The organism is Terriglobus sp., assembly GCF_965201105.1.
Taxonomy (GTDB): domain Bacteria; phylum Acidobacteriota; class Terriglobia; order Terriglobales; family Acidobacteriaceae; genus Terriglobus.
This window is the reverse complement of sequence record NZ_OZ241741.1, coordinates 3,008,588-3,028,974: the sequence shown is the minus strand read 5'-3', so window position 1 is coordinate 3,028,974 and position 20,387 is coordinate 3,008,588. Positions and strand designations below refer to the sequence as shown.

The following is a 20,387-nucleotide window of genomic DNA, read 5'->3' as shown; positions in this document are numbered from 1 at the left end:
CTAAAACGTGTGCGACACGCTCAGAATTAGCGCGTAATCCGCAAACGCCGCGTCCCCATGCTTGTGGTTGGCCAGGTCCGGCACCGATGCGCGCCGGTTCCGCTGCACCGCCCACGGGCTGCTCAGGGACAGCATGCTGCGCCGGTACTGGTACTGCACCGCCGGCTCCACGGAGATAATGTAGCCCGGCCGCCGGAAGCCGTTGCTCTTGCCAAAGGCGTCGCGCACCGGAATGCCCTCCATACGTCCGCCAAAGCTCGCCGCCAGGCCGTACACATGCGGCACGTGGCGCGACAGGCCCGCGCGGAACAGGTACTGGTCGGTCACGCTCATCACGCCCTCGCCCTTCGCCGCGCGAAACGTCGGCACATTGTTCGTGTCCCGCGGATTGAACAGCCATGAACCCTGAAAATAACCGATCGTGTGAAAATACGTCTGCTTATACGCCTGGCTGCCCAGCGTAAATCCCCAAGATCCATCGCCCGGCTGCAACGATTGATCGGCTACCACCTTCTGCACGGTGCCATTTGCCAGCCTGGCCGTTCCCGTGCCGCCGTTAATGCCCGTCGGCAGCTTCAGTCCGGCGCTGAACGCAATGTTGCCGCCGTTCTCCGCAGGTGGCCGCAGCACCCAGCCCTGCACCCCTACGATCATGTCGCCGATGCCCGCAACCTCCACGTTCTGCACCGGCGGATACTTCTGGTCGCGCGTGCCCTGCAGCACCGGCACAAACGCGTTCACGCTCCAGCGCGGCGTCAGTTGCATGTCCATGGTCACGTTGTACAAATTCTGGTGGTTCGCGATAAACGTGCCCAGCGTCTGTCGCGACGTATTCTCGACCGTGCCGCTAAAGTGGCGGAACGAGCTGAACGATCGCCAATCCACCTCCACCGTCAGCGGGTGGTGCCGCAGGAAGCCGGAGCCCGTGCCGTCCATGTTGTGGCCGCCCGACGTGATGCAGCTTTGAATGTTACTGCTGGTATGCGCGGCAAGGCACCCCTGCGCACGCGCGAAACTGGCTCCGGAAAGGGCGACGGCCGCGCCCACAATGGTGGTGCAAAAAACTGCTGTTTTCATGATGCGGGCCAGCTTACCTGCACCCGCGCGTCTGCGCTATTACCTGAGCTGCCGATCTTTTTCTCCATCTCTCGAATGAGAGACTTCGCCCGCGCCGCGCGTATCGTCAAGGTCTACCGATGACCCTATCTCGATCGTTCTCCGCATCTCGTGTGTTGCTGTGCTCTGCTTTGCTCAGCTGCGGCGCCGCTTCGTTCGCCGCAGAACCGGAACTTCCAAAGTTCCAGTTCCATAGTGCTGCCGGCGTCACGCACACCCTGACGGAACTGCGCGGCCACCCCGCAGTGGTCAACTTCTGGGCCACCTGGTGCGGCCCCTGCCGTGAAGAGATGCCGCGCCTGCAAAAACTCGCCGACAGCTACGCGGAGAAGGGCGTGAGCTTCGTCGCCATCTCACTGGACGCCCCAGACACGCAGCCAAAGATCCCGAAGGTCATTCAGCAGCGCAACTTCCGCATCCCGGTTTGGACCGGTGCGACCGACGCGACGCTGACTGATTTGAAACTTGGCGTGCTCGTTCCCGCGACGGTGGTGCTCGACAGTAATGGTGAGATCATCGGCCGCATCGAGGGCGAGGCCAGCGACAAGGACATCCGCTCTCGGGTCGATTGGCTGCTGAACGGCCAGACCGGCAAGCCGCCTAAACCAGTGCAGAAGAACGACTGGTAGCCTCGCACCTGAACACGAAAAAGAGAGAGCCGGCCCAATCAGGCCGGCTCCCCTATTTGCAACGGTCCGCAGTTAGAAGATGATCTTGCCCGCGAACTGCACATTAAACGGCTCGCCCGACCCAATGCCCGGTGCGCCACCGTTGTTACGCGTGTTGGTGGACCGGCCAAACGTGCTGCTAGTCAGCGTCGTGGTCGGCGTCGCCAGGTTCGTGTAGTTGAAGATGTTGAACATCTCCGCGCGAATTTGCAGGTTCACACCCTCGTGCAACTGTGTGTTCTTGACCAGTGAAGCATCCGTGGTGAAGAAGTTTGGACCGCGGAAACCGTTGCGGCGCGTGGTGCCAAAATTGCCGGCAGCCGGGCTCACAAACGCACCGGGATTGAAGAATTGCGCGTAGGGCTGACCGCTGGTGGGCGTAACAACCGTGTTGCTGTTCTTATAGATCGCGCCCGAAACGTAGTTCGCGCGATCCTGGTTCTCACCCGTGCCGCTGATATCGCTGCCTACCTTCACGCTGAACGGCGTGCCGGAGAACGCCGTCACAAACGCGTTGCCCTGCCATCCCTGCGTCAGCACCTTCAGATGGTCAGTAAAGCGCGGCACCTCATACACGATGTAGCCGTTGAAAGTGTTGCGCACATCGAAATCGGCATTGCCGTACTCCGCGTTCAGGTTGGCCGAATCCTGCGGAGCCAGACCGCGGGTGCTGCTGATCACATCCAGCGCGTGACCCCAGGTGTAGGAACCCTGCGCCGTGATGCCCTTGATGTTGGCAACGCGAAGACTCGCCTGCAGCGAATCGTAGTTGGAGTAGCCGTGGCTCTCGATCTCGTTGACCGCGCCGATGGTCGCGTAGTTCGGCACCGTGCGGTTCACAAAGATTGGCCGTCGCGCGACCTCGGCAGTGCACTGGGGCAAGGGAAGTGTGCTTGGGCATCCAGCCGCGGTGTTGGTTCCGGGCCGGGCCTGGTTGATGTCGCTCAGGTTAAACAGATCCCGTCCCGCGGCACCCACATAGCCCAGCGTGAAGATGGTGTTGCGCGCAAGCTGCGTCTCCATGTTCACGGTCCAGTTGTGCGAACGCGCCGTGGCGAACTTCGGATCGATGGTCGCCAGGCCGTAGATCGTCGTTGGCGAAGGCGCGGTGGGGAAGGGGTTTACACCCGTGACCCACTGCCCATAGGTGCTGCTGACCGTGCGCACCGGGTTGGGTCCGGTTGGGTTCGCCTGCGGTCCGCGCGCGCCGCCATTGCCCGGCCCGTTGTCAAAGAAGCCGTTGAAGTTTGGTGCGTCGTAGTACAGCCCATACGTGCCGCGCAGCACCATGATCGGGTTCAGTTGGTATGCCGCACCCACGCGTGGCGAAAAGTTCGTTTGCTGCCCGTTGTACGGCTTGTCCACACCACCCGTGCCGAGCGGAACCAGACCGTAGCCATCCGCGGCGGCGTTGCCCGGCCGGTAGAAGCTGAAGAACCCGGGGCTCGTCCACGGCGCGTTGTATTCGTACCGCAAGCCGTAGTTCAGGGTCAGCTTGGGCGTCACCTGGAACTGGTCCTGCACAAATCCGGCAAAGGTGTTCTGGTAAATGCTGCGCCGCAGGTAGCCCTGCACAAAGCTGTTGGAGTTATAGAATCCCGCCAGGTAATCCGCCAAGGAGCGCACGTCGGAACCTACGCTGGTGTCCGTTGCCCAAGGCGTCGCGCCGTTCAGCAGCGGCGCTTCGGCAGCATTCGCGGACGCCGTTCCGTTGAAGCTGAACGTGCCACGCACATTGCGCTGGTACTGCAGATCCATGTAGTTGCGCCGGTACTCGCCGCCAAACCGGAACTGGTGCTTGCCCTTGACCAGCGTGGCCGCGTCCGTCACGTGACCGGTGTAGTCCTTGCGTCCCAGCGGCGGCGTCTGGCCCACAATGTCAATAGCACCACCGCCGATGGTGATATTTGGCGACCCATACAGGCTTGGATCTGTCACACCTGTATTCAGGCCCAGCGACGGAAGGTTGAACGAGTGGTTCGCATCGTTGAACGTCTGATTGAACACGCCCACGCCAAACAGCAACTGGTTCGACAAACGGTCGCTGATGGCCCAGTTGTGCGACAGCGAGAAGTTCTGCGTAATGTCCGGCGCGACCTGGAAGTAGTCGTACACGTTTGTGCCCACCGCCGAGTACTGCCGGCCGGTCCCCACAAACGCCTGCAGCCGCAGGTTTTGCCGGCTGGTCAAGTTATAGGTGATGTTGCCGATCGCGTTGTCGCTGTAGCCCTTCTGATTGCGCGGGTCAAAATAGTTGCCGGGTGCGGCAGGGCCGATATCCCGGCCGCCCTGCGGCCAAAGTGCCAGCAGGCTCAGCGAAAGCGGATTCGCCACACTGGCCGCGGAGTAACGATAGTTGTGCCGCTGCAGCAGGGCAGTCGCCGCGTTCACATAGGCCGTGGTCGGCTCGGTCGCCGCGGCCGAGTTGCCGATCAAAAATTTCTGCCGCTCATAGTTCACGAAGAAGAACAGCTTGTCCTTGATGATCGGCGCGCCTACCGAACCGCCGAATTGCTCATTGCGCAGCGTCGGCTTGCGGGTCGTCGGGCTCAGAAACGGCGAGCGCGCGGCAAAAAATTCGTTGCGGTTGAAGTAGTACGCCGAGCCGTGAATGTTGTTCGTGCCCGTCTTGATTGCCAGGCTGATCAGGCCGCCCACGTTGCGTCCGGCCTCGGCGTTCGCGTTGGACTGCACCGTGAACTGGTCAATGGCATCGATCGGGATGGTTACGCCGGCAATCGATCCCACGCCGCCCTGGTTGGCCGCCGCGCCGTTCTGCCAGATGTCGTTGGAGTCGGCGCCGTCAATCTGGTAATTGTTCTGGTTCGAGCGCGTTCCATTCAGTGATCCGGCACCGTTGTATCCGGGCACAATCTTGATCAGCTGCGTATAGTCGCGGCCGTTCAGCGGAATATTCTGCACCGCCTTGTCGTTCACAACGCTGTTGTTCGCGGTCGATTCCGTGTCCAGCGCAATCGCCGCTGCACTTACATCCACGCTCTGGCTGGTGGACTCCACGCCAAGCTTCGGATCCAGCGAGTACACGGCGCCGGGCTGCACATCGATCTTTTCAACCTTGGTCGATCCAAAGCCCTGCGCATCCACCGTGACCGTGTACTGCCCGATGGGCAAATCCTGAAATGCGTAGGAGCCGGAACCGGTGCTTTCCTGCGTCCGGGTGAACCCGGTTCCCGGACTCAACAACGTAACCTTTGCATGGGGAACCACCGCGCCGGAAGCGTCCAGCACCGTGCCGGCGATGCCGCCGCGATAGGTCTGCGCCAGGGCGGAGCCGGCCGGTATCAGGGCGATGGCAGCGGGCAGCAGGGCGATCGCGGTCGTGCTCAGCGTGGCACTCACCGGCAGCAGGGCAGGGACGAGCAGGAACTTCACAGCGTTGTTCTTCAAAAAGCGACCTCTCTGGCGAAACAGGGGTACGGACACATCTGTCGTACAGCACAGGGGTGCCGGAGGGACAGACCGGTCGCGACAAAACAGGGTCATCGGGGCGCCAGTTTGGACGTCCCTCAGGCCTCGCGACCGGAAGAAGCTAGGTTGTGGGGTTCACTCAAGAATCTATTACAGTCCCATGACTCGCGCAAGCAAAGCATGTGAGCGTTAGCGCTTTCGTGCTGAATTTGCCGCATTTGAGGACAATAGGCGATAGGAACGGAATCGCCGGTGGTCCATCGCCTGCCCGTCACGGGCCGGCCCGGCGCGATCTTCCCGCTTGCAAGCGGTGGTTGCAAAGCGCATAATTTCGCCCACAGCGCGATGCCGCCGCACATGTCTCCAGCAGACTTCCAGGGCGGCCGTGCACTCCAGCAAATCGCTGAGACCAGATCAGGAAACAGGTGCAGCATGACAAGCGCAAAGACGGTTGGATTGACATTGTCCAAGCGCATCGTGGCCGGGCTGGTCGATGAGACCGGCGTCGCGGGCAAGCTGCGTGGCTACCCCGCTGACGAGTCGTTCGACGACGCGCTCGTCGAAATGCCCTGCGAGCACCTCTTGGAAGCCATGTGCGAGCAGATCATCGCTGTTGTCAACGGCGCGCCGGCCGAGGGCGCCGCCAGCGAAGGCATCGGCCTGGTCGATGACCAGGGCTCGCGTGACAGCGGCCCCGCCACTATCGACGCCGTGGGTGTCGCTCTCCCCGGCATCGTGCGCAACGGCGTCGTCGAAGACGCACCCAACGTGCCCCAACTCAAAGGCGTCCGCATCGCCGCCGAACTCGGCCAGATGCTGCGCCACCACGGCATCGACGCGCCCATCACCGCGCTCAACGACGCCGACGCCGTTGCCGCAGGCCTCGCCTCCGCCCAGGGCAAACTCCAGCAGATCATTCGCGTCTGGACGCTCGGCACTGGCATCGGGTTTGGCCGCTATCCCATGGTCGACGGCGTCGGCGAGGGCGGCCACACCATCGTCACGCTTGATGAACGCGAAAGCTACTGCGGTTGCGGCGGCAAAGGCCATATCGAAGGCATCATGGGTCACCGCGCCATGCGCCTTCGATTCCTCGACATGGAACCCGAGGACGTCTTCGAAGCCGCCGAAAACGGCGACAAGCGTTGCCTGGAATTCAAAGGTCTCTGGCACCGCGCCCTCGCTGCCGGCACCGCTACCTCCATCCACATGAGCGGCGCGGGCAAGTTCTACGTCACCGGGTACAACGTGCGATTCGTCGACCTGCCGCTCTTGCACCACCACATCGAGCAGATGACCCGCATGAGCCCGCTGCAAGGCTTCAGCGTCGAAACCCGCCCCGAAGACGTCCGCACCGAAGTCGTCGGCGCCGCCATCATCGCCCGCCAGGCCGCTCTCGCCGCCACCGAAACCATCGTCGAACCCGCCCGCGCCTGAACGGCGGCATGTGGAACCATCGTCGAACCGGCCCGCGCCCAGATGATGGCATGAGAAAACGAGTCAGCTTGACGAAGCTAAGCTTCGCGAAGTAACAAGGCATTCGGAAGGGCACAGCTTTAGCTGTGCCGCTGAAATTCCTCAGGAGACCGGGCTTTAGCCCCTGAGGTAGGCTTCAGCGCGTTGAACCCAAGTATCCGTCGAGACACGCGTTCGGCTTCGAGCATGCCTAGTATGACTTCACCGCAGCAAGGGCAGAAGTCACCGTGAACTTCTTCCAACAGCATCGTCTCGCCCTGACGAGCAAACGTAATCGGCCGTGTGTCAGAAGCCAGCTCTCCTTCTCCGCATGTTGGACAGTTCTTGACCATAAGCTCAATCTAAATCGCGTAATGCCGGAGTTGCGCCTGATTCCCTCGTGAGTCAAGCGCCATTTCAACTAGCCAGGATCTCGAACGCTTCGCTCGTCCTCGTTCAAATCGAGCCAAGCGGCTTGTAGGCTGGTGATGCCGCTGACCGAGCGTTGGAAGCAAGCGTTGCTCGGTGCCAGCCGGTTCGGTTTACCTCTACCGCGTTTGCTGGCTAAACTGTTCTGAATGCCGGCGAAGCGCAAACCAAACGAATCCAACCCGCCGATCCCAGCGCTCGCCGCCAGCGAAGCATCGCTCCGCGCCCTCGAAGACCGCCTCCAGTATCACTTCCGCAACCCGGCTATTCTCGAACTCTCCCTCACTCACCGCTCCGTCGCAGAAGAGCAGGGCCGCAACGAGACCGACGCCGACAACGAGCAACTCGAGTTCCTCGGCGACTCCGTCCTCGATCTTCACGTCACCGAGTTGCTCCTTGAGCACTTCGGCCACCGCCGCGAGGGCGACCTGACCCGCATGCGTGCCATGCTGGTCAGCCGCGAGGCGCTCAGCCAGGTCGGCGTGCGCCTGCAACTCGGCGAAGCACTCCGCCTCGGTGCCGATCTGGACGCCACCGGCGGACGGCAGAAGACGAGCCTGCTCGCCAACGCCGTCGAAGCCATTCTGGCCGCCATCTACCGCGACGCCATGCCTGCCGGTCACGCCGCTGTGGCCCCGCTGATTCGCCGAGAAATCTTCGATCCGCACCTTCCCGATCTCCTTCGCATCGCGCAGGACGGCGCCAACTTCGGCATCATGGGCGATTGGAAGTCCGCCCTGCAGGAGTTGCTGCAAGCCCGCGGCGTCGGTGTACCCACCTATCGCAACGCCGCCGAACTCGGCGAAACGCAGGCCGACCGCCGCTTCGTCGAGGAAGTCCTGCTCGGCGGCAAGGTGCTGGCCCAGGGCGAGGCCCGCAATCGCAAGGCCGCCCAGAAAGCCGCCGCGGCCGAGGCCTTCCGCCTGCTACAAGCCGAGCCGATGGCACTTGCCGCCGCCGCGGATCCGGCCAGCCTGCATTCCGGCAAAGGCGATACATGACCGCCGGTCCGGCCCAGCCAGATCCGCACGGCCCAGCCCGGCCTGAGTCGCAGCTGCCCTTTTCTTCCTCGCCCCAACCGCTTACCTTCCGCGCCTCGGACCTGCCGTCGCATGCGTCGGCGCCGCCCCAGGTTCCATCGCGTCCGACTGTCAGGCGTCGCGGCACCCTGCTCGCCACGGCGTTCGGTTCTGTCGCCGCCTCCCTGGCCCGTCTCACGGCGGTGGCCCTGTTTGTCATCACCTTTCTGGTGCAGCCCACGCAGATCCCCAGCAGCAGCATGGAACCCACGCTTCTGGTCGGCGATCTTCTTCTGGTCAATAAGCAGGTCTTCGCGCCCGCCGGCCATTGGCGCTGGCTGCTGCCGTACCGCACACCGCACGACGGTTCGCTTGTCGTTTTCCACTACCCGGTGGATCCCAACCAGCTGCTCGTCAAGCGGGTCGTGGCCGTCGCGGGCGACCGCATTCACCTGCAGAACAACGTGCTCTACCGCAACGGCGCGCCGCAGAACGAGCCCTGGTCGCAGTACGTTCCCGCCGGCCGTTCGCCCTACCGCGACCGCTTCCCCAACTTGCAAGAGGCCGACCCCTCCGCTGAGGCCACGTGGTGGATCGAACTCCGCAGCAGCATCCGCGCGGGTGAGCTTCCCGTGCCGCCCGGCCGCTATTTCGCCATGGGTGATAACCGCAACGACAGCCTCGACAGCCGCTATTGGGGCTTCGTCCGCCCCGACGCCATCGTCGGCGAACCGCTCCTCACCTATCTCTCCATCGCGCACGAGCCCGGCGACCGACCCCACCTGCGCCGCGACCGCTTCGGCAAAGTCATCCGGTAACGGGGAGCGAGCAGCGGGTTCAGCCCGCGGACACCTGGCCACCACCACAAAGCTTTAGCCCGGGAGGCGCTCCGCTTTCAAGCTCGGCAGGTACACTGCTTGCAGCAACACTGCTCTCAGCACAGGAGAACCGCGCGCCGTGGCAACAGAAACACCAACCGAACACCCGGTCGTCGCCACCGCGCCCGCCACTCCAGAGGAACGACACGAGACCCTGCCCGAGTCCCTCGCCGGCACCGCGTACGTCTTCGTCATCGGCCTGTTCCTCATGACATTTCTCTTCCAGAACTACGCGATCCCGTCTGGTTCCATGGAGAAGACGCTGCTCATCGGCGACCACGTCGTCGTCGACCGCACCACGCTCGCACCCCAGAAGTTCCCGGTCGGCCTCGTTCACTACCGCCCCGTGCAGCGCGGCGACATCATCGTCTTCGTCAAACCAAATCCTGAGGAGCCTGATCTCGTCCTGGTCAAGCGCGCCATCGGCCTGCCCGGCGACCGCCTTCACCTTGAACACGGCATCCTCTTCCGCAACGGCCAACGCGTTGACGAGCCGCAGATCAGCATGCCGCACGACAACGGTGACTTCAGCGACGCCTACGACCCGTACCGCGACGACTTTCCGCGCAATCCGCCCCACGGCACCACCGAAGTCTGGGCGGTCGATTTGCCAACCCACATCCAGAACGGCGACCTGGTCGTACCCGACAACGTCGTCTTCGCCATGGGCGACAACCGCATCGGCTCGCTCGACAGCCGCTTCTGGGGTTTCGTCCCCGACAACAACATCATGGGTCGCCCCATGTTCGTCTACTGGTCCTTCATCACGCCCGCCGACCAGATCTACAAGACAGGCTCAAGTGCCAGCATTGCCTGGTTCGGCCATGTCCTCACCCACTTCTTCAGCGACACACGCTGGTCCCGCACCGGCCACGTCATCCGGTAATCACAGCCTTTTGCAACGAAGTCACAGCTTTTGCGACGGAGTCACAGCCTTTTGGAACGAAGTCACAGCATTGGCAACGCGGCATCGCTCAGGGCCAAAGGCCCCGCAACATACCAGCCTAGGCCGCAGGCCTAGGTACGCGTTTCGAAGCCAAACATAGCGCTGAAAGCGCGACCCATAGGACGGCCAACTCGGTTCGATGAGCACGGAACCAGACATCTCACCGCACCCGGAATGGAGCGACGCCGCACTGGATGCGGAGCCCGTCCTCAGCCACCGCGCGCTTCACCGCATCGGCTGGGCGTTTGTCATCGTGCTCCTTGTCATCCTGCTCACCGTCCTGCCGCCACTGCTGAACGTGAACCACTACCAGCGGCGGGTCGCCCAGGCCATCAGCGCCAGCATCGGTCGTCCCGTGCAGTTCGATCAGATTCACCTGCACCTGCTTCCGCTCCCCGGCCTCACCATTCAGAATTTCGTCGTGCGGGAGGATCCTGCCTTCGGCACCGAGCCCGCCCTGCGCGCCAACACCGTCGAAGCGCGCCTGCGCCTGTCCTCGCTCTGGCGTCGCCGGGTCGAGGTCTCCCACATCACGCTCCAGGCGCCCAGCATCAACCTCGTCCGCCGCGCCGACGGCCGATGGAACCTGCAGGGCGTGGTCACAGAGGCCGGGTACCTGCAAAGCGCGCCAACGCAGCAGGGCCGCGCCGGCCCCGCGCCGCGCTTCCCCTACATCGAGGCGACCGAAGCTCGCATCAACATCAAGACCGGCGAAACCAAGCTGCCCTGGTCGCTGCTTGATGCCAAACTCGCTCTCTGGCTCCCTGACCAGAACGAGTGGCGCATCCGCCTGCGCGGCCGTCCGCTGCGCACCGACACCGACGTCAGCGATGTGGGCGAACTGGAACTCGAAGGCTCACTCGGCCGCGGCTCTACGGGCGTCGCCAACCAGCCGCTCGCCATCTCCGCAAAGTGGGCGTCTACCCCGCTCGGCGAAGCGGCCAAGCTCTTCATGGGACGCGACACCGGCTTCCGCGGCGCCGCCTCTGCCGAACTCGAGGTCCGTGGCACCCCGGCCCACATGACGCTGTCCTCCGACATGCACCTGCACAACCTGCGCCGCACCGAGTTCGTTCCCCGCCTGCCCATGAGCGTCGACGCCCACTGCGAGGCCGACGCCCTGGGCATCATTCACGCGCTTCATGGCATCCGCTGCGCCATCCCGACCGCCCAATCCGCGGGTCTCTTCCAGGACGTCTTCCGCTCACGCGACCAGCAGGGGATGGCAAGTGCCCCCGACGTCCTGTTCCTGCAAGCCGAGCTTCCCGACATCACCGCCCCTCACAATTCTTCGGTCACGCTCAATCTGGCGAATGCGCAGCCCGAGTACTTCCTGAATTGGCTTCGCGTCTTTTCCAGCCGCATCCCGGAAGCAGTGCAGGCGCATGGCACGGTAAGCCTTCGCGCCCACTGGGACGGAAGCGGTCCAAACAGTACCTGGATGGTGAACGGTCTCTGCCGGTGCGCCCTGAATCCCGCGCTCCCACGCGCGGCTTCGCCAGCCACCGTGCAGCAGGCCCCAACCGGCGACGCGCCTTGGCTCATTCAGGTTTCTGTCGATTCCAACGCGCCGGTGCGGGCGTCGCGCCCGGATGGACTCGCGAATACCGCGCTCGCGATCGTCGCAAAGCAAGTGCAACAGACTCAAGCCGCAACTCCTGCAACCGGTCCCGGCGATGTGACCAGCATTCTTTCCGATCTCGGCCCACTCGACACTCGATCGGACATCGCGGGCAACATCAGCGCCACTGGCGTCGCCGTTAGCTACCCGGATTACGACCAGGCGCGCTACGCCGCATCCCTGCTGCCTCCGCTCGGGGACGACATGCCTGCACCCACCCCAGGCCAGTTCCCCGGCATCGGCCCGATCTTCGCCGAACGTGTTTGGGGTCAGCCCCAGCAATGGACGATGGAAACCGAGGCCGCCGCACCCGCCCCCACCCGGCATACCGGCCGAACTTCCAGAACTCCGCGCAAACGCTAAGCTGTGTCCACTGATTCAGCTTTGGGCAGTTCTGAGAGAGGGGCAGTTCGGAACCACCATCTCACCTCAGGCAAACCGAAAGGCGGAAAGCCCGCGACCTTGCGGCCTTCCATCGTCACGCCCGTCTAGACCCGGCGCGCTATTGAATGGAGCAGTTCTGGTTCTTCGCGATCGCCGCGCCGCTCGACTTCGCGTCCGGCTCCGAAACATACTTGCCGCTCTTGGTCCGGCCGTAGTTCGGGTCCGCCGCGCAGTAGTACTTGTTTGACTTCGCATCCACCCACACCAGACCGAGCCCGGCGCCGGCCGCCTGCGGACGCGTCAATCCGCCGTTCGCCAGGGCCGCGGGCGTTCGCCGGGCCGGCGTTTTCGGCGCTTTCTGGGTCGTGCCGTCCATGTTCGACTGGTCCGGAGCCGGATTCAGCGTGCCGCCAGCCGGAGCTTTATCGGCGCCGCCATCCGTCGGGTACCACGTCTGCACGCCACCGTGGGCCTTGCACGCACTCTTCCGCGCGGAAGCCTGCGTAAAGCTGCCGTCCTTGCATTGACCAGTCGCTCCCGCCGGCGCCTGCGCGTGCATTCCCAGCGTCAGTGTTGCCGCTGCTGCCAGGCCAAGCCAAAATCCCGTCTTCATCGCAAATTCTCCGCTGCGCAAAATGTGAAGCGCCATCCGTACGGATGCGCTCTGCGCATTCCCGGGGTAGCTGGTCAGAACGGTCCTTTCGCGCCACAGCAATCGTCTGAGCCGCCCCCGCGCAGCCACCACGGTCTGTCATTTCGACCGGAGCACCCACAGCTTCATCGTGGGTGCGTAGCGGAGAAAACCTGCATTTCACCACATGCAAGTCGCTACAAAACGTTGTCATTTCGACCGGAGCAGGACCGCTTTACCGTCCTGCGGAGTGGACTCGGTGCTTGCACCGAAACCCGCATTTCCCCTGCCCGCAATGCTCCTTACACCAGGCGGCAATCCCAAACCCAGAACGCCACACCGCAGAACCTTCGATCTCTGCTGCCTCACCTCAATGACCGGTGATGAACGCCACCATGCTGCTCCGGCGTGGTGCCGTCGTTTACCAGCACCTCCTCCGGCGCGGCCTCAAACGGCACCCGCACCGTCGCCCGCCCATGCGCGGGCACCCGCAGCGGCAACTGATTCTGCAGCCCCGCGGCGCGCACCGTCACCGGCACCTCGGCGGCAACATCGCCGTTGTTCTGCACCTCCACGGCCACCAGCCACGATCCATCCCGCAGCCCCGTCACATTGCGGCTCGCCGCCGTCGGCGAGCTCCTCCGCGGGTCGTCCGCCTCCGCCTGTGGCTCCGCTCCAACTGGCCCCAGCACAGGTCCTCGTGACGTCGGCTCGGTCACCGTTGACGCGCCGCGCTCCACCCGCCTTGGCGCCACCTGCACAATCTGCAGGTCCGGCAGGCCGCGGTCGGCGCTGAACCAGTCCGCAAAGAACCACCCAAGGTCCTTCCCGGAGCTTTGCGTCAGCGCCGCCTCGAACCGCCGCGTCATCGCACGTCCGGCATCCGCTCCGTTTTCGGTCGTGTTTGCCGCGTCTGGCGCATCCGCCCGTGGCAGCAGCGTCGCAGAGAGCGCCTGCTGCAGCGCCGCGTCCCCAGCCAGCTCGCGTAGCATGACCAGCGCATACGCCGCCTTGCCGCGCGCGCACACCGGGTCCACGCAACGGCGCAGTGGCAGCGGATCCATGCCACGCGCCGCCTCGGCCTCTCGCAACGCGGGCAGGGCGGCGCTCAGCTCCGCCAGCATGCGGTCGCGCCCGCTCGTCTGCTCCAGAAAGAGCAGCCGCAAGAACTCCGGCACGCCTTCGCGCACCCATGCCGGCGCGTCCACCGGCAGCGCCGCAGCCGCCAGCGGATACACCAGCGCCTCTGCCAGCGCCGCCGTGTCGCCCGGATGCACGGGCGACACCAGCAGGTCCCCATCGGCAAAGGCCTGCGTACCGGGCGAGGGAAGCGACAGCACCGTCAGCGGTGCGGCCCCACGCAACGGCAGCCACCGCTTCAGCAGCGGCGAAACCTTCCCCGCAGCGTCCCTGTAGCTCTGCCGCACGGCAGGATCCGCGCCGGCCAATCGGACCTGTCCAGGGCTGCCCGCCGCGGCATCCGCCTCGCCTTCCCCAACACCTTCACCCGCAACAAACAACGAAACAGGCCGCCCATCCAGCCGCACCGGCTCCCACTGCGCCGTGTCAATCGCAACTGGCTCCGCGTCTGCCTCGTCTGCTGTGCCCTGCGCCGAAACGCTCTGGCCGGCCTCATGGTCGCCGGCATTCGAAGAAACCGCAGAACTTGCCCCCGCCGGAGAACTCGCGGAATCCCCCGCCTCCCGCCGCTGCAACGCCGGACCCAACGCCGAATGCAGCGTCGCCGGACGGTCCAGAAACCACGCCGTCCTCAGCGCACCGCCGTTATGCTCCACCGTCAGCGAAAGCTGCAGGGTCGTCGCCGCCGTACGCTCCCGCTCGGCATTCACCGCCCGCGCGAAACCCTCGCCATCGGCCAAGAGCGCCGCAGGCGCACTGACCGGATACCACAGCACATTCCCGAACCCGCGCAGCCCCACGAACTCGCCAGAAGCGCCATCCCAGTCCGCCTGCCTCGCACGCTCCTCCGGCGCACCCAGCCGCACCAGCCGCTCCGCGCTCGCCGGCAGCGTGCCGCCGTAATACAGGTCTAGCTGCAGCTCCGCACCAGAATCCAGCGCTTTCGGCAGCAGCAGCACCAGCTCGTTCGCCGCCCCCGTATGGTCCGTGTCGGTCGTCACGCGATACTGCTGCACCGGCAGCCGCGTCCCAGCACCGCTCGCGTCCACCACCCGCGCGCTCTGCCACTGCAGTGAAGAGCTCAACTGCAGTGCCACCCGTGCCAGCGGCGACAAGCCGCCATTACGCACCCGCATCCGCGCCCGCGTCGTCACCGCGCCGGTGTTGGCGTTCAGGTGCATGTCCAAGCGTATGCTCTCGACCCGCAACGCCTCACGCTCTGCATTGCCCACTGGCGAATCTCCAGCCGTCACGACCGGGGCATCGTTCCGTGCCGGCGCGACAGCAGACGCGGCCTGCTCCAGCGGCGGACCCGCAGCTCCACCCGCCTGCGCCACCGCAGTGGCGCCCAGCACCCACGTGCCCAGCACACAACTCGCAACGGAAAACTTGTAGCTTCTCAGGACCCCAGACCCTTCCGAGGTTTGGACGTCTTTGCCGCAACTTGGTCCCCCGCCACCGGCCGGCCCGTCGCCCGCCGCTGCCGCGCCGCCTCGTACAGCACCACCGCGCCCGCGACCGACACATTCAACGACGGCACCGCTCCCGCCATCGGAATCCGCAGCAGGAAGTCGCACGTCTTTCGCGCAAGGTCGTGCAGGCCGGCGCCCTCCCGCCCCAGCACCAGGCAAAAGTCCCCGCGGAAGTCGAACTCGTCGTAACTCTGCGTTCCGCGCTCGTCCAGCCCCACAATCCAAACGTTTTGCTGCTTCAGCGTTTCCAGCGACCGCACCAGGTTCGTCACCTGCGCGATCCGCACATGCTCAGCCGCGCCCGCCGCCGCCTTGGCGACCGTTCCGGTAATCCCCACGGCCCGCCGCTCCGGCAACACCACACCCGTCGCTCCCGCGCCATCGGCGGTCCGCAACAGCGCACCCAGGTTGTGCGGGTCTTCCACACCGTCCAGCGCCAGCAGCATATGCGCCGCGTCGTTCTGCCGGGCGAACAGGTCTTCCAGCGCCAGCAGCCGGCGCTCCTTCAAAAACGCAACCGCGCCGCCGTGCTGCTCCGTTCGCGTCATCCGCGACAGATCCTCACGGCTCCCTTGTGTCACGCGGACCCGGCTCGCCCGGCACAGCTCCGCCAGCGCCAGCAGCCGGGGATTGCCGCCGGCCTGCAGCGTCACGTGGTCCACATCGCCCGCGCGGGTCCGCACCGCCTCCGTCACCGGGTGCACGCCGAACAGCACTTCCATCGCTCAAGTGTACGGGGCCAACGTATACTAAAACGGTTTACTAGGCCATTCACCAGGAGCGGCACGGTATGACCTTTCCGAGAAAACCGGCAGCCGCGCGCGTCTTTTCCTCCGGGAACCGCGTCTCCACACCTGTGCACGCCTCCGCCGCCACAGCGTCCCTTTCCGCTGCCGCCCTGGCGGAAGCCTCGGCGCGCGAACAGGCTGAAATCGCCCACGGCCTCAAACGTCAGGACCCCGAGCTGCTGGACCGCCTGATCGACACTTATCAGCACCGCCTCATGCGCTATCTCTCGTTCCTGACCGGCCGCCGCGAGTTGGCCGAAGATCTTTTCCAGGAAACCTGGATCCGCGTCCTGCTGCGTGGCGCGCAGTTCAACGGCAAGGCCCGCTTCGACACCTGGCTCTTCACCATCGCCCGCAACCTGGTCATCGACCAGTCCCGCAAGCGTTCCATGGCCTCGCTCGACGAAATGCAGGACCCCGAAGCCGACGAGCGGCCCTTTGAAGTCGCCACCGACGCTCCCTCGCCCTTTGATCAGTTCTGCACCCGCGAAAACGCCGCGGAAGTCTCCGCCGTGCTGCTCTCGCTGCAGCCCGCCTACCGCGAGGTCCTCATCCTCCGCTTCCATGAAGACCTGCCGCTGGAAGAAATTGCCAGCGTCACGCGCGCTCCGCTCAGCACCGTGAAGTCGCGCCTGTACCGTGGCCTCGCTGCGCTCAAGCCCGAACTCGAGCGCCTTCGCACCCAGCCCATTGCCGCCCCGCCGGCTGCTGGAGGGCACTGCTAGTGGATTTTCACGACACCCCGCCAGTGTCATCCGCCGCCCGCGCCGCCATCGTTAACCGCACCCACCGCGTGGTGCGCGAGCGCGCCATGGAGATGCAGCAGCGCAACAAGAGCCGCCGCGAGCTGGTTTTGCCCCTGCTCATCTGCTCGGCCGTTCTTCTGCTGGTCTGCTACGCCGGCTGGGTCGTCGCGTCCGGCACCGGCTTTGTCGCCGTCGGCTCTGAAATCGAACAGGAAGCCGGCAAGCTCTTCACCGGCCAAACCATGGACACGGGCAGCCCGGCATTTCTTCTTCTGCTCTGGTTTCTGCCGGTCACAGTCGCCACAGTTGCCGTGGTGTACCTGCGCCGCAAGCGCAGCAGCCGCGACCGCGGCCGCGACGGTGCGGCACTTCCGCTGGACGGCCGCTTCCGCGATGAGGTGACCCGATGAGTTGGGGTACGCATCGCTTCGTCCGCGCCGTGACCGAACGGCCGGACGTGGACAAGCCCGAAAGCGACCTCCACCTGATTCCATGGTGGTCCATCGCGCTTTCCGCGCTCGTCTTCTTCGCCATCCAGGTCCTGTTTCACCGCGTCATGCCCCCGCCGCACCCCGGCACGGCTGCCATGCGCTGGATCATGAGCTATAGCTGGGGCACCGCCTTGGCCAGCTACATGCTCCTCATCGGCTACATCAGCCGCGATGTGAAGCGCCGCAATATGAGCGCCGCGATCTGGATGCTCATGGTTCTGCTCATGCCAGCGGGCATCGGCGCGGTCGTCTACTTTCTGCTGCGCCAGCCGGTCATGACCCGCTGTCCGTCCTGCCGCACGGAGCTCGCGCACGACTTCCACTTCTGCCCGCAGTGTTCCTTCCAGCTCGCGCCCGTGTGCGGCCAGTGCTTCCGCGGCGTCCACATCACCGACGTCTACTGCGTCCAGTGCGGCCACGATCTCGCGCAGGACAGCATGCCCGCACGCCTCCGCTCCTACAGCGACTAGCACCAACCGTTCCCAATCGCATATCCCCCAAAGGTCGAACAACTCCGGCCGGAACCTTGGTGTGATTGCAGGAATGCCGTGTACTTTTTCGGCTGGCAACATATGCCGCCAAAGGTGCCTGAAATTCCCTAAAAGTTGCGGAAATTCCCTGGTCGCAACCGCGCCAAAGAATAGTACGCTCACACCATGGAAGCGCCCTTCACCCAAACCGACGCGGAACTCGGCAGGGTGCTGCGCGAAGCCTCGGCGTCCGCCTCCAGCGCCATGGCACACACCCTGGCCCACCACATCAACAACCCGCTGCAAAGCATCACCAACAGCATCTTTCTGGCACTCCACAGCAGAGATTCATCGTCGCGTACGCTCCACCTGGAACAGGCCTCCGAAGATCTCCGCCAGCTCTCCAAACTCGTGGGCGACCTTCTCCTGCTGCACCGTCCCACGGTCGCCGAAGAAGCCGCCGAGCCCCTGCAGTAAAGCCCGCAAGCAACTGTACAAGCAGCCCAGATCTCGATCAGAAGCAAATGAGCACTATGTACGTGGATAACATCCACTAAGCGCCAGCCGATTGCTCCACCAGCAGACCCGGCGTCGGCGATTTCACTATCTCCGGGATCGGGTGCCGCAGCGCCGTCCACAGAATGACGATCAGGCATACACAGCGTGCCTGCGCATGGTGCGGATTGCTGTACCAGGTCAGGAAAGAAAGCGGCGTAAGCAGCACACCAAACAGCGCGAAGTACCGCAGTGCATACGGGAACGGCGCGACCCCCGCATACGCCCTTCGCGTAATTTCCATGCTGAGCAACACCAGCGGCGGATACAGTGCCAGCAGTGTGTAGTCATACGACACCGGCGGCAAGGTGACCGACAGAATAGACAGAATCAATACCTGGTTCAACCTCGGCAAGTGCCGGATGCGAAGGAAATAGAGCACCAGGGAGAGCAGCGCTGCCGTTCGAACGTAAATGGGCACCGCCCAGGTCAACACCGGGTGCCAGGGCAGGGTTACAAACTTGATCAATCCGAAAAACGAGTGATCGTATCCCAGTTGCGATGGGATTCCGGCATACCTTTTTTGAAACAGGCCGAGCTGGAATCCATTCCACGCCAGCGCGTCGTGCACCGTCGGTCCGAAAGCCCAGGCCGAAGCCAACGTCACAGCGATTGCTGTCAGAAATGCCAGTCCCACCGCGCGCCAGCGCCGCTCTGAAAACAACAGCCCAACCAGGATCAACGGATAGATCTTACAAGCTCCCGCAACCCCGAACAGCAGCGCCGCTAAGTACGGCTTCTGCCGCCACCAGGCAATTAATCCAAAGGCAGTCAGCGAAAATAGAACGATCTCCACATTTCCGCGGAGGTATTCAAATGCCATCGGGTAGGAAAGCAGGATAGTTCCCGTGACGAAAAGCAGCAGAGTAGTGCCAGCCATGCCCGTTGATTTCATGGCTCGCGCAAAGACATAGGCCAGAATCGCGGAAAGCACAAACAGGATGACAAGGAACAGGATGAAAGGCCGTGATGTGGCAAACAGTGGCCGAAGAAGATAGAAGAGCGGCAACGGATACATGAAGTATCCCGCCCTGCCAGAGTAAAAATCATAAGTAGGGAAGTAAGCGAACTTCGTCCAAAAAAAGCGGAAGTCACTTAGGAGCTGGCCGGGTACAAAAAAGTAAGGAAAGCTGTAAGGCAGTCCCCAATGAAACATGCGGGTCACACTGCTGAACAGCATCGCAGCGCAGGTCAACAGGGCGCTGATCAGCAAAAACATCCAGAGTGCATACGGAAGGCCGCGTCCACCGCTCACAGCGGGTCGGGTCAGTTCGTTTCCGAATCGAGCTTTGTCAGATTGGACCAGCTCATCTTCCATGCTGATTCAGCCATTCCTGTGCAGTCTCTCGCAAGACAATTTGGCTTCTTTGCTGTATCAGCTGCTGGACTTCTTCCATCGTTCTTGGAGTGCCATGGAACCCCGCATGTTTTGGGCTCCACTCCTTGCCGGCGTGCAGGACGCGCGCCATCTCTCTCCAATCGGCATCGTTGCCACTATACGGCTCCTCAACGCTCAGGCTTGTTGTGCTGTCAGCTTGCTCCATGGCCGACATCTTCGTACGTAAGTCATCCGTCGTCGGCGGCATACTCAGGTTCCGGTCCCCGCAGCCGCGAAGCATACAAGTCATCTGCACGCTGTTATAGCCGGGAAATGGGCACGAGAAATCGTACTTGCTGCCGCCGAGTGGCTTGCACCTTGGATCGACGTTTGCGCTGGCCTCCATCTGGTCGATCGCGCCAAGGTCTGTTTGTATGACATAGTGTGCAACTTCCGCTCCCATCAGAACGGCCGCACATGCGATTCCAGCGGCAAGCCACCCGAACTGCCGTGGTGAGGCAAATTGCTTCGAAAGCTTGAGGGTCTTCGTTGTCATACATTCGGCACCAAAGCCTGATTGCAATCGAAGGAGTGCGCATTCGTTACTGTCATGGCCTGTTCCAGTCCGTGAGTATATCAGTGCGTGTGATCACGGCTTCAAGAGGTAGGCACATCACGCCAGCACCACCAACGCGTCGGCGCGTGCGCTGGGCGCCACACAGGAGTGCACAGTATCTGGTGCAATCGTTTGTTGTCCGAATGGTATGATGGAAGAGTCACAAGCCAACGAAAACTCAAGCATTTACAGGCGTTTCCGCGACGGCTTGCCCG

The 20,387-nt window shown here is 63.6% G+C and carries 18 protein-coding genes; 10 read left to right on the top strand and 8 right to left on the bottom strand.

Annotated features, from left to right (window positions below):
- The gene (locus ACOFKT_RS13355; protein WP_419804472.1) at positions 1-1,077 is read right to left on the bottom strand and encodes a hypothetical protein; all 1,077 of its coding nucleotides are present in this window, start codon (positions 1,075-1,077) and stop codon (positions 1-3) included.
- A 119-nt stretch (positions 1,078-1,196) separates the two neighbouring features.
- Between ACOFKT_RS13355 and ACOFKT_RS13350 the strand changes: the two genes are divergently transcribed.
- Positions 1,197-1,745 (top strand): TlpA family protein disulfide reductase, encoded by a 549-nt coding sequence (locus ACOFKT_RS13350; protein WP_419804471.1) that lies wholly within the window; start codon positions 1,197-1,199, stop codon positions 1,743-1,745.
- A 72-nt stretch (positions 1,746-1,817) separates the two neighbouring features.
- On the opposite strand, the gene ACOFKT_RS13345 is transcribed toward ACOFKT_RS13350, so the two are convergent.
- Positions 1,818-5,192 carry a carboxypeptidase regulatory-like domain-containing protein gene (locus ACOFKT_RS13345; RefSeq protein WP_419804470.1) on the bottom strand — a complete coding sequence of 1,125 codons (3,375 nt, stop codon included), beginning with the start codon at positions 5,190-5,192 and terminating at the stop codon, positions 1,818-1,820.
- Positions 5,193-5,645: 453 nt separating this feature from the next.
- Here ACOFKT_RS13345 and ACOFKT_RS13340 point away from each other — a divergent pair, with 453 nt between their 5' ends.
- Positions 5,646-6,650, top strand: a complete 1,005-nt coding sequence (locus ACOFKT_RS13340; RefSeq protein WP_419804469.1) for an ROK family protein — start codon at positions 5,646-5,648, stop codon at positions 6,648-6,650.
- A 119-nt stretch (positions 6,651-6,769) separates the two neighbouring features.
- On the opposite strand, the gene ACOFKT_RS13335 is transcribed toward ACOFKT_RS13340, so the two are convergent.
- Entirely contained in the window at positions 6,770-7,021 is a 252-nt protein-coding gene (locus ACOFKT_RS13335; protein WP_419804468.1) for a type II toxin-antitoxin system MqsA family antitoxin, read from the bottom strand.
- Between the two features lie 225 nt (positions 7,022-7,246).
- On the opposite strand from ACOFKT_RS13335, the gene rnc reads away from it, so the two are divergent.
- The 4 genes from rnc to ACOFKT_RS13315 all read left to right on the top strand — a co-directional run bounded on the left by rnc (position 7,247) and on the right by ACOFKT_RS13315 (position 11,924).
- Entirely contained in the window at positions 7,247-8,098 is an 852-nt protein-coding gene (rnc, locus tag ACOFKT_RS13330) for a ribonuclease III (RefSeq protein WP_419804467.1), read from the top strand.
- Positions 8,095-8,934, top strand: a complete 840-nt coding sequence (gene lepB, locus ACOFKT_RS13325) for a signal peptidase I (RefSeq protein WP_419804466.1) — start codon at positions 8,095-8,097, stop codon at positions 8,932-8,934. The genes rnc and lepB (ACOFKT_RS13325) overlap by 4 nt, the downstream gene beginning before the upstream one ends.
- Before the next feature lie 139 nt (positions 8,935-9,073).
- Positions 9,074-9,880: a signal peptidase I gene (gene lepB, locus ACOFKT_RS13320; protein ID WP_419804465.1), complete on the top strand. Its 807-nt coding sequence runs from the start codon at positions 9,074-9,076 to the stop codon at positions 9,878-9,880.
- Positions 9,881-10,079: 199 nt separating this feature from the next.
- The gene (locus tag ACOFKT_RS13315) at positions 10,080-11,924 is read left to right on the top strand and encodes an AsmA family protein (RefSeq protein WP_419804464.1); all 1,845 of its coding nucleotides are present in this window, start codon (positions 10,080-10,082) and stop codon (positions 11,922-11,924) included.
- A gap of 139 nt (positions 11,925-12,063) precedes the next feature.
- Here ACOFKT_RS13315 and ACOFKT_RS13310 read toward each other — a convergent pair whose 3' ends face one another.
- The 3 genes from ACOFKT_RS13310 to rlmB all read right to left on the bottom strand — a co-directional run bounded on the left by ACOFKT_RS13310 (position 12,064) and on the right by rlmB (position 15,910).
- Positions 12,064-12,558 (bottom strand): DUF3761 domain-containing protein, encoded by a 495-nt coding sequence (locus ACOFKT_RS13310; protein WP_419804463.1) that lies wholly within the window; start codon positions 12,556-12,558, stop codon positions 12,064-12,066.
- 383 nt (positions 12,559-12,941) lie between these two features.
- The gene (locus ACOFKT_RS13305; protein ID WP_419804462.1) at positions 12,942-15,086 is read right to left on the bottom strand and encodes a hypothetical protein; all 2,145 of its coding nucleotides are present in this window, start codon (positions 15,084-15,086) and stop codon (positions 12,942-12,944) included.
- 29 nt (positions 15,087-15,115) lie between these two features.
- Positions 15,116-15,910, bottom strand: coding sequence for a 23S rRNA (guanosine(2251)-2'-O)-methyltransferase RlmB (gene rlmB, locus ACOFKT_RS13300; RefSeq protein WP_419804461.1), 795 nt, complete (start codon positions 15,908-15,910; stop codon positions 15,116-15,118).
- A 68-nt stretch (positions 15,911-15,978) separates the two neighbouring features.
- Here rlmB and ACOFKT_RS13295 point away from each other — a divergent pair, with 68 nt between their 5' ends.
- The 4 genes from ACOFKT_RS13295 to ACOFKT_RS13280 all read left to right on the top strand — a co-directional run bounded on the left by ACOFKT_RS13295 (position 15,979) and on the right by ACOFKT_RS13280 (position 18,160).
- Positions 15,979-16,701 carry an RNA polymerase sigma factor gene (locus tag ACOFKT_RS13295; RefSeq protein ID WP_419804460.1) on the top strand — a complete coding sequence of 241 codons (723 nt, stop codon included), beginning with the start codon at positions 15,979-15,981 and terminating at the stop codon, positions 16,699-16,701.
- Complete coding sequence (locus tag ACOFKT_RS13290; protein ID WP_419804459.1) at positions 16,701-17,132, top strand: hypothetical protein; 432 nt, start codon at positions 16,701-16,703, stop codon at positions 17,130-17,132. The genes ACOFKT_RS13295 and ACOFKT_RS13290 overlap by 1 nt, the downstream gene beginning before the upstream one ends.
- The gene (locus ACOFKT_RS13285; protein WP_419804458.1) at positions 17,129-17,683 is read left to right on the top strand and encodes a zinc ribbon domain-containing protein; all 555 of its coding nucleotides are present in this window, start codon (positions 17,129-17,131) and stop codon (positions 17,681-17,683) included. Before ACOFKT_RS13290 ends, ACOFKT_RS13285 begins: the two co-directional genes overlap by 4 nt.
- Positions 17,684-17,869: 186 nt before the next feature.
- Positions 17,870-18,160, top strand: coding sequence for a histidine kinase dimerization/phospho-acceptor domain-containing protein (locus ACOFKT_RS13280; RefSeq protein WP_419804457.1), 291 nt, complete (start codon positions 17,870-17,872; stop codon positions 18,158-18,160).
- A 76-nt stretch (positions 18,161-18,236) separates the two neighbouring features.
- Here ACOFKT_RS13280 and ACOFKT_RS13275 read toward each other — a convergent pair whose 3' ends face one another.
- Both ACOFKT_RS13275 and ACOFKT_RS13270 read right to left on the bottom strand, forming a co-directional pair.
- Complete coding sequence (locus ACOFKT_RS13275; protein WP_419804456.1) at positions 18,237-19,457, bottom strand: glycosyltransferase family 87 protein; 1,221 nt, start codon at positions 19,455-19,457, stop codon at positions 18,237-18,239.
- Between the two features lie 88 nt (positions 19,458-19,545).
- Complete coding sequence (locus ACOFKT_RS13270; RefSeq protein ID WP_419804455.1) at positions 19,546-20,112, bottom strand: hypothetical protein; 567 nt, start codon at positions 20,110-20,112, stop codon at positions 19,546-19,548.
- Positions 20,113-20,387: the final 275 nt, after the last annotated feature.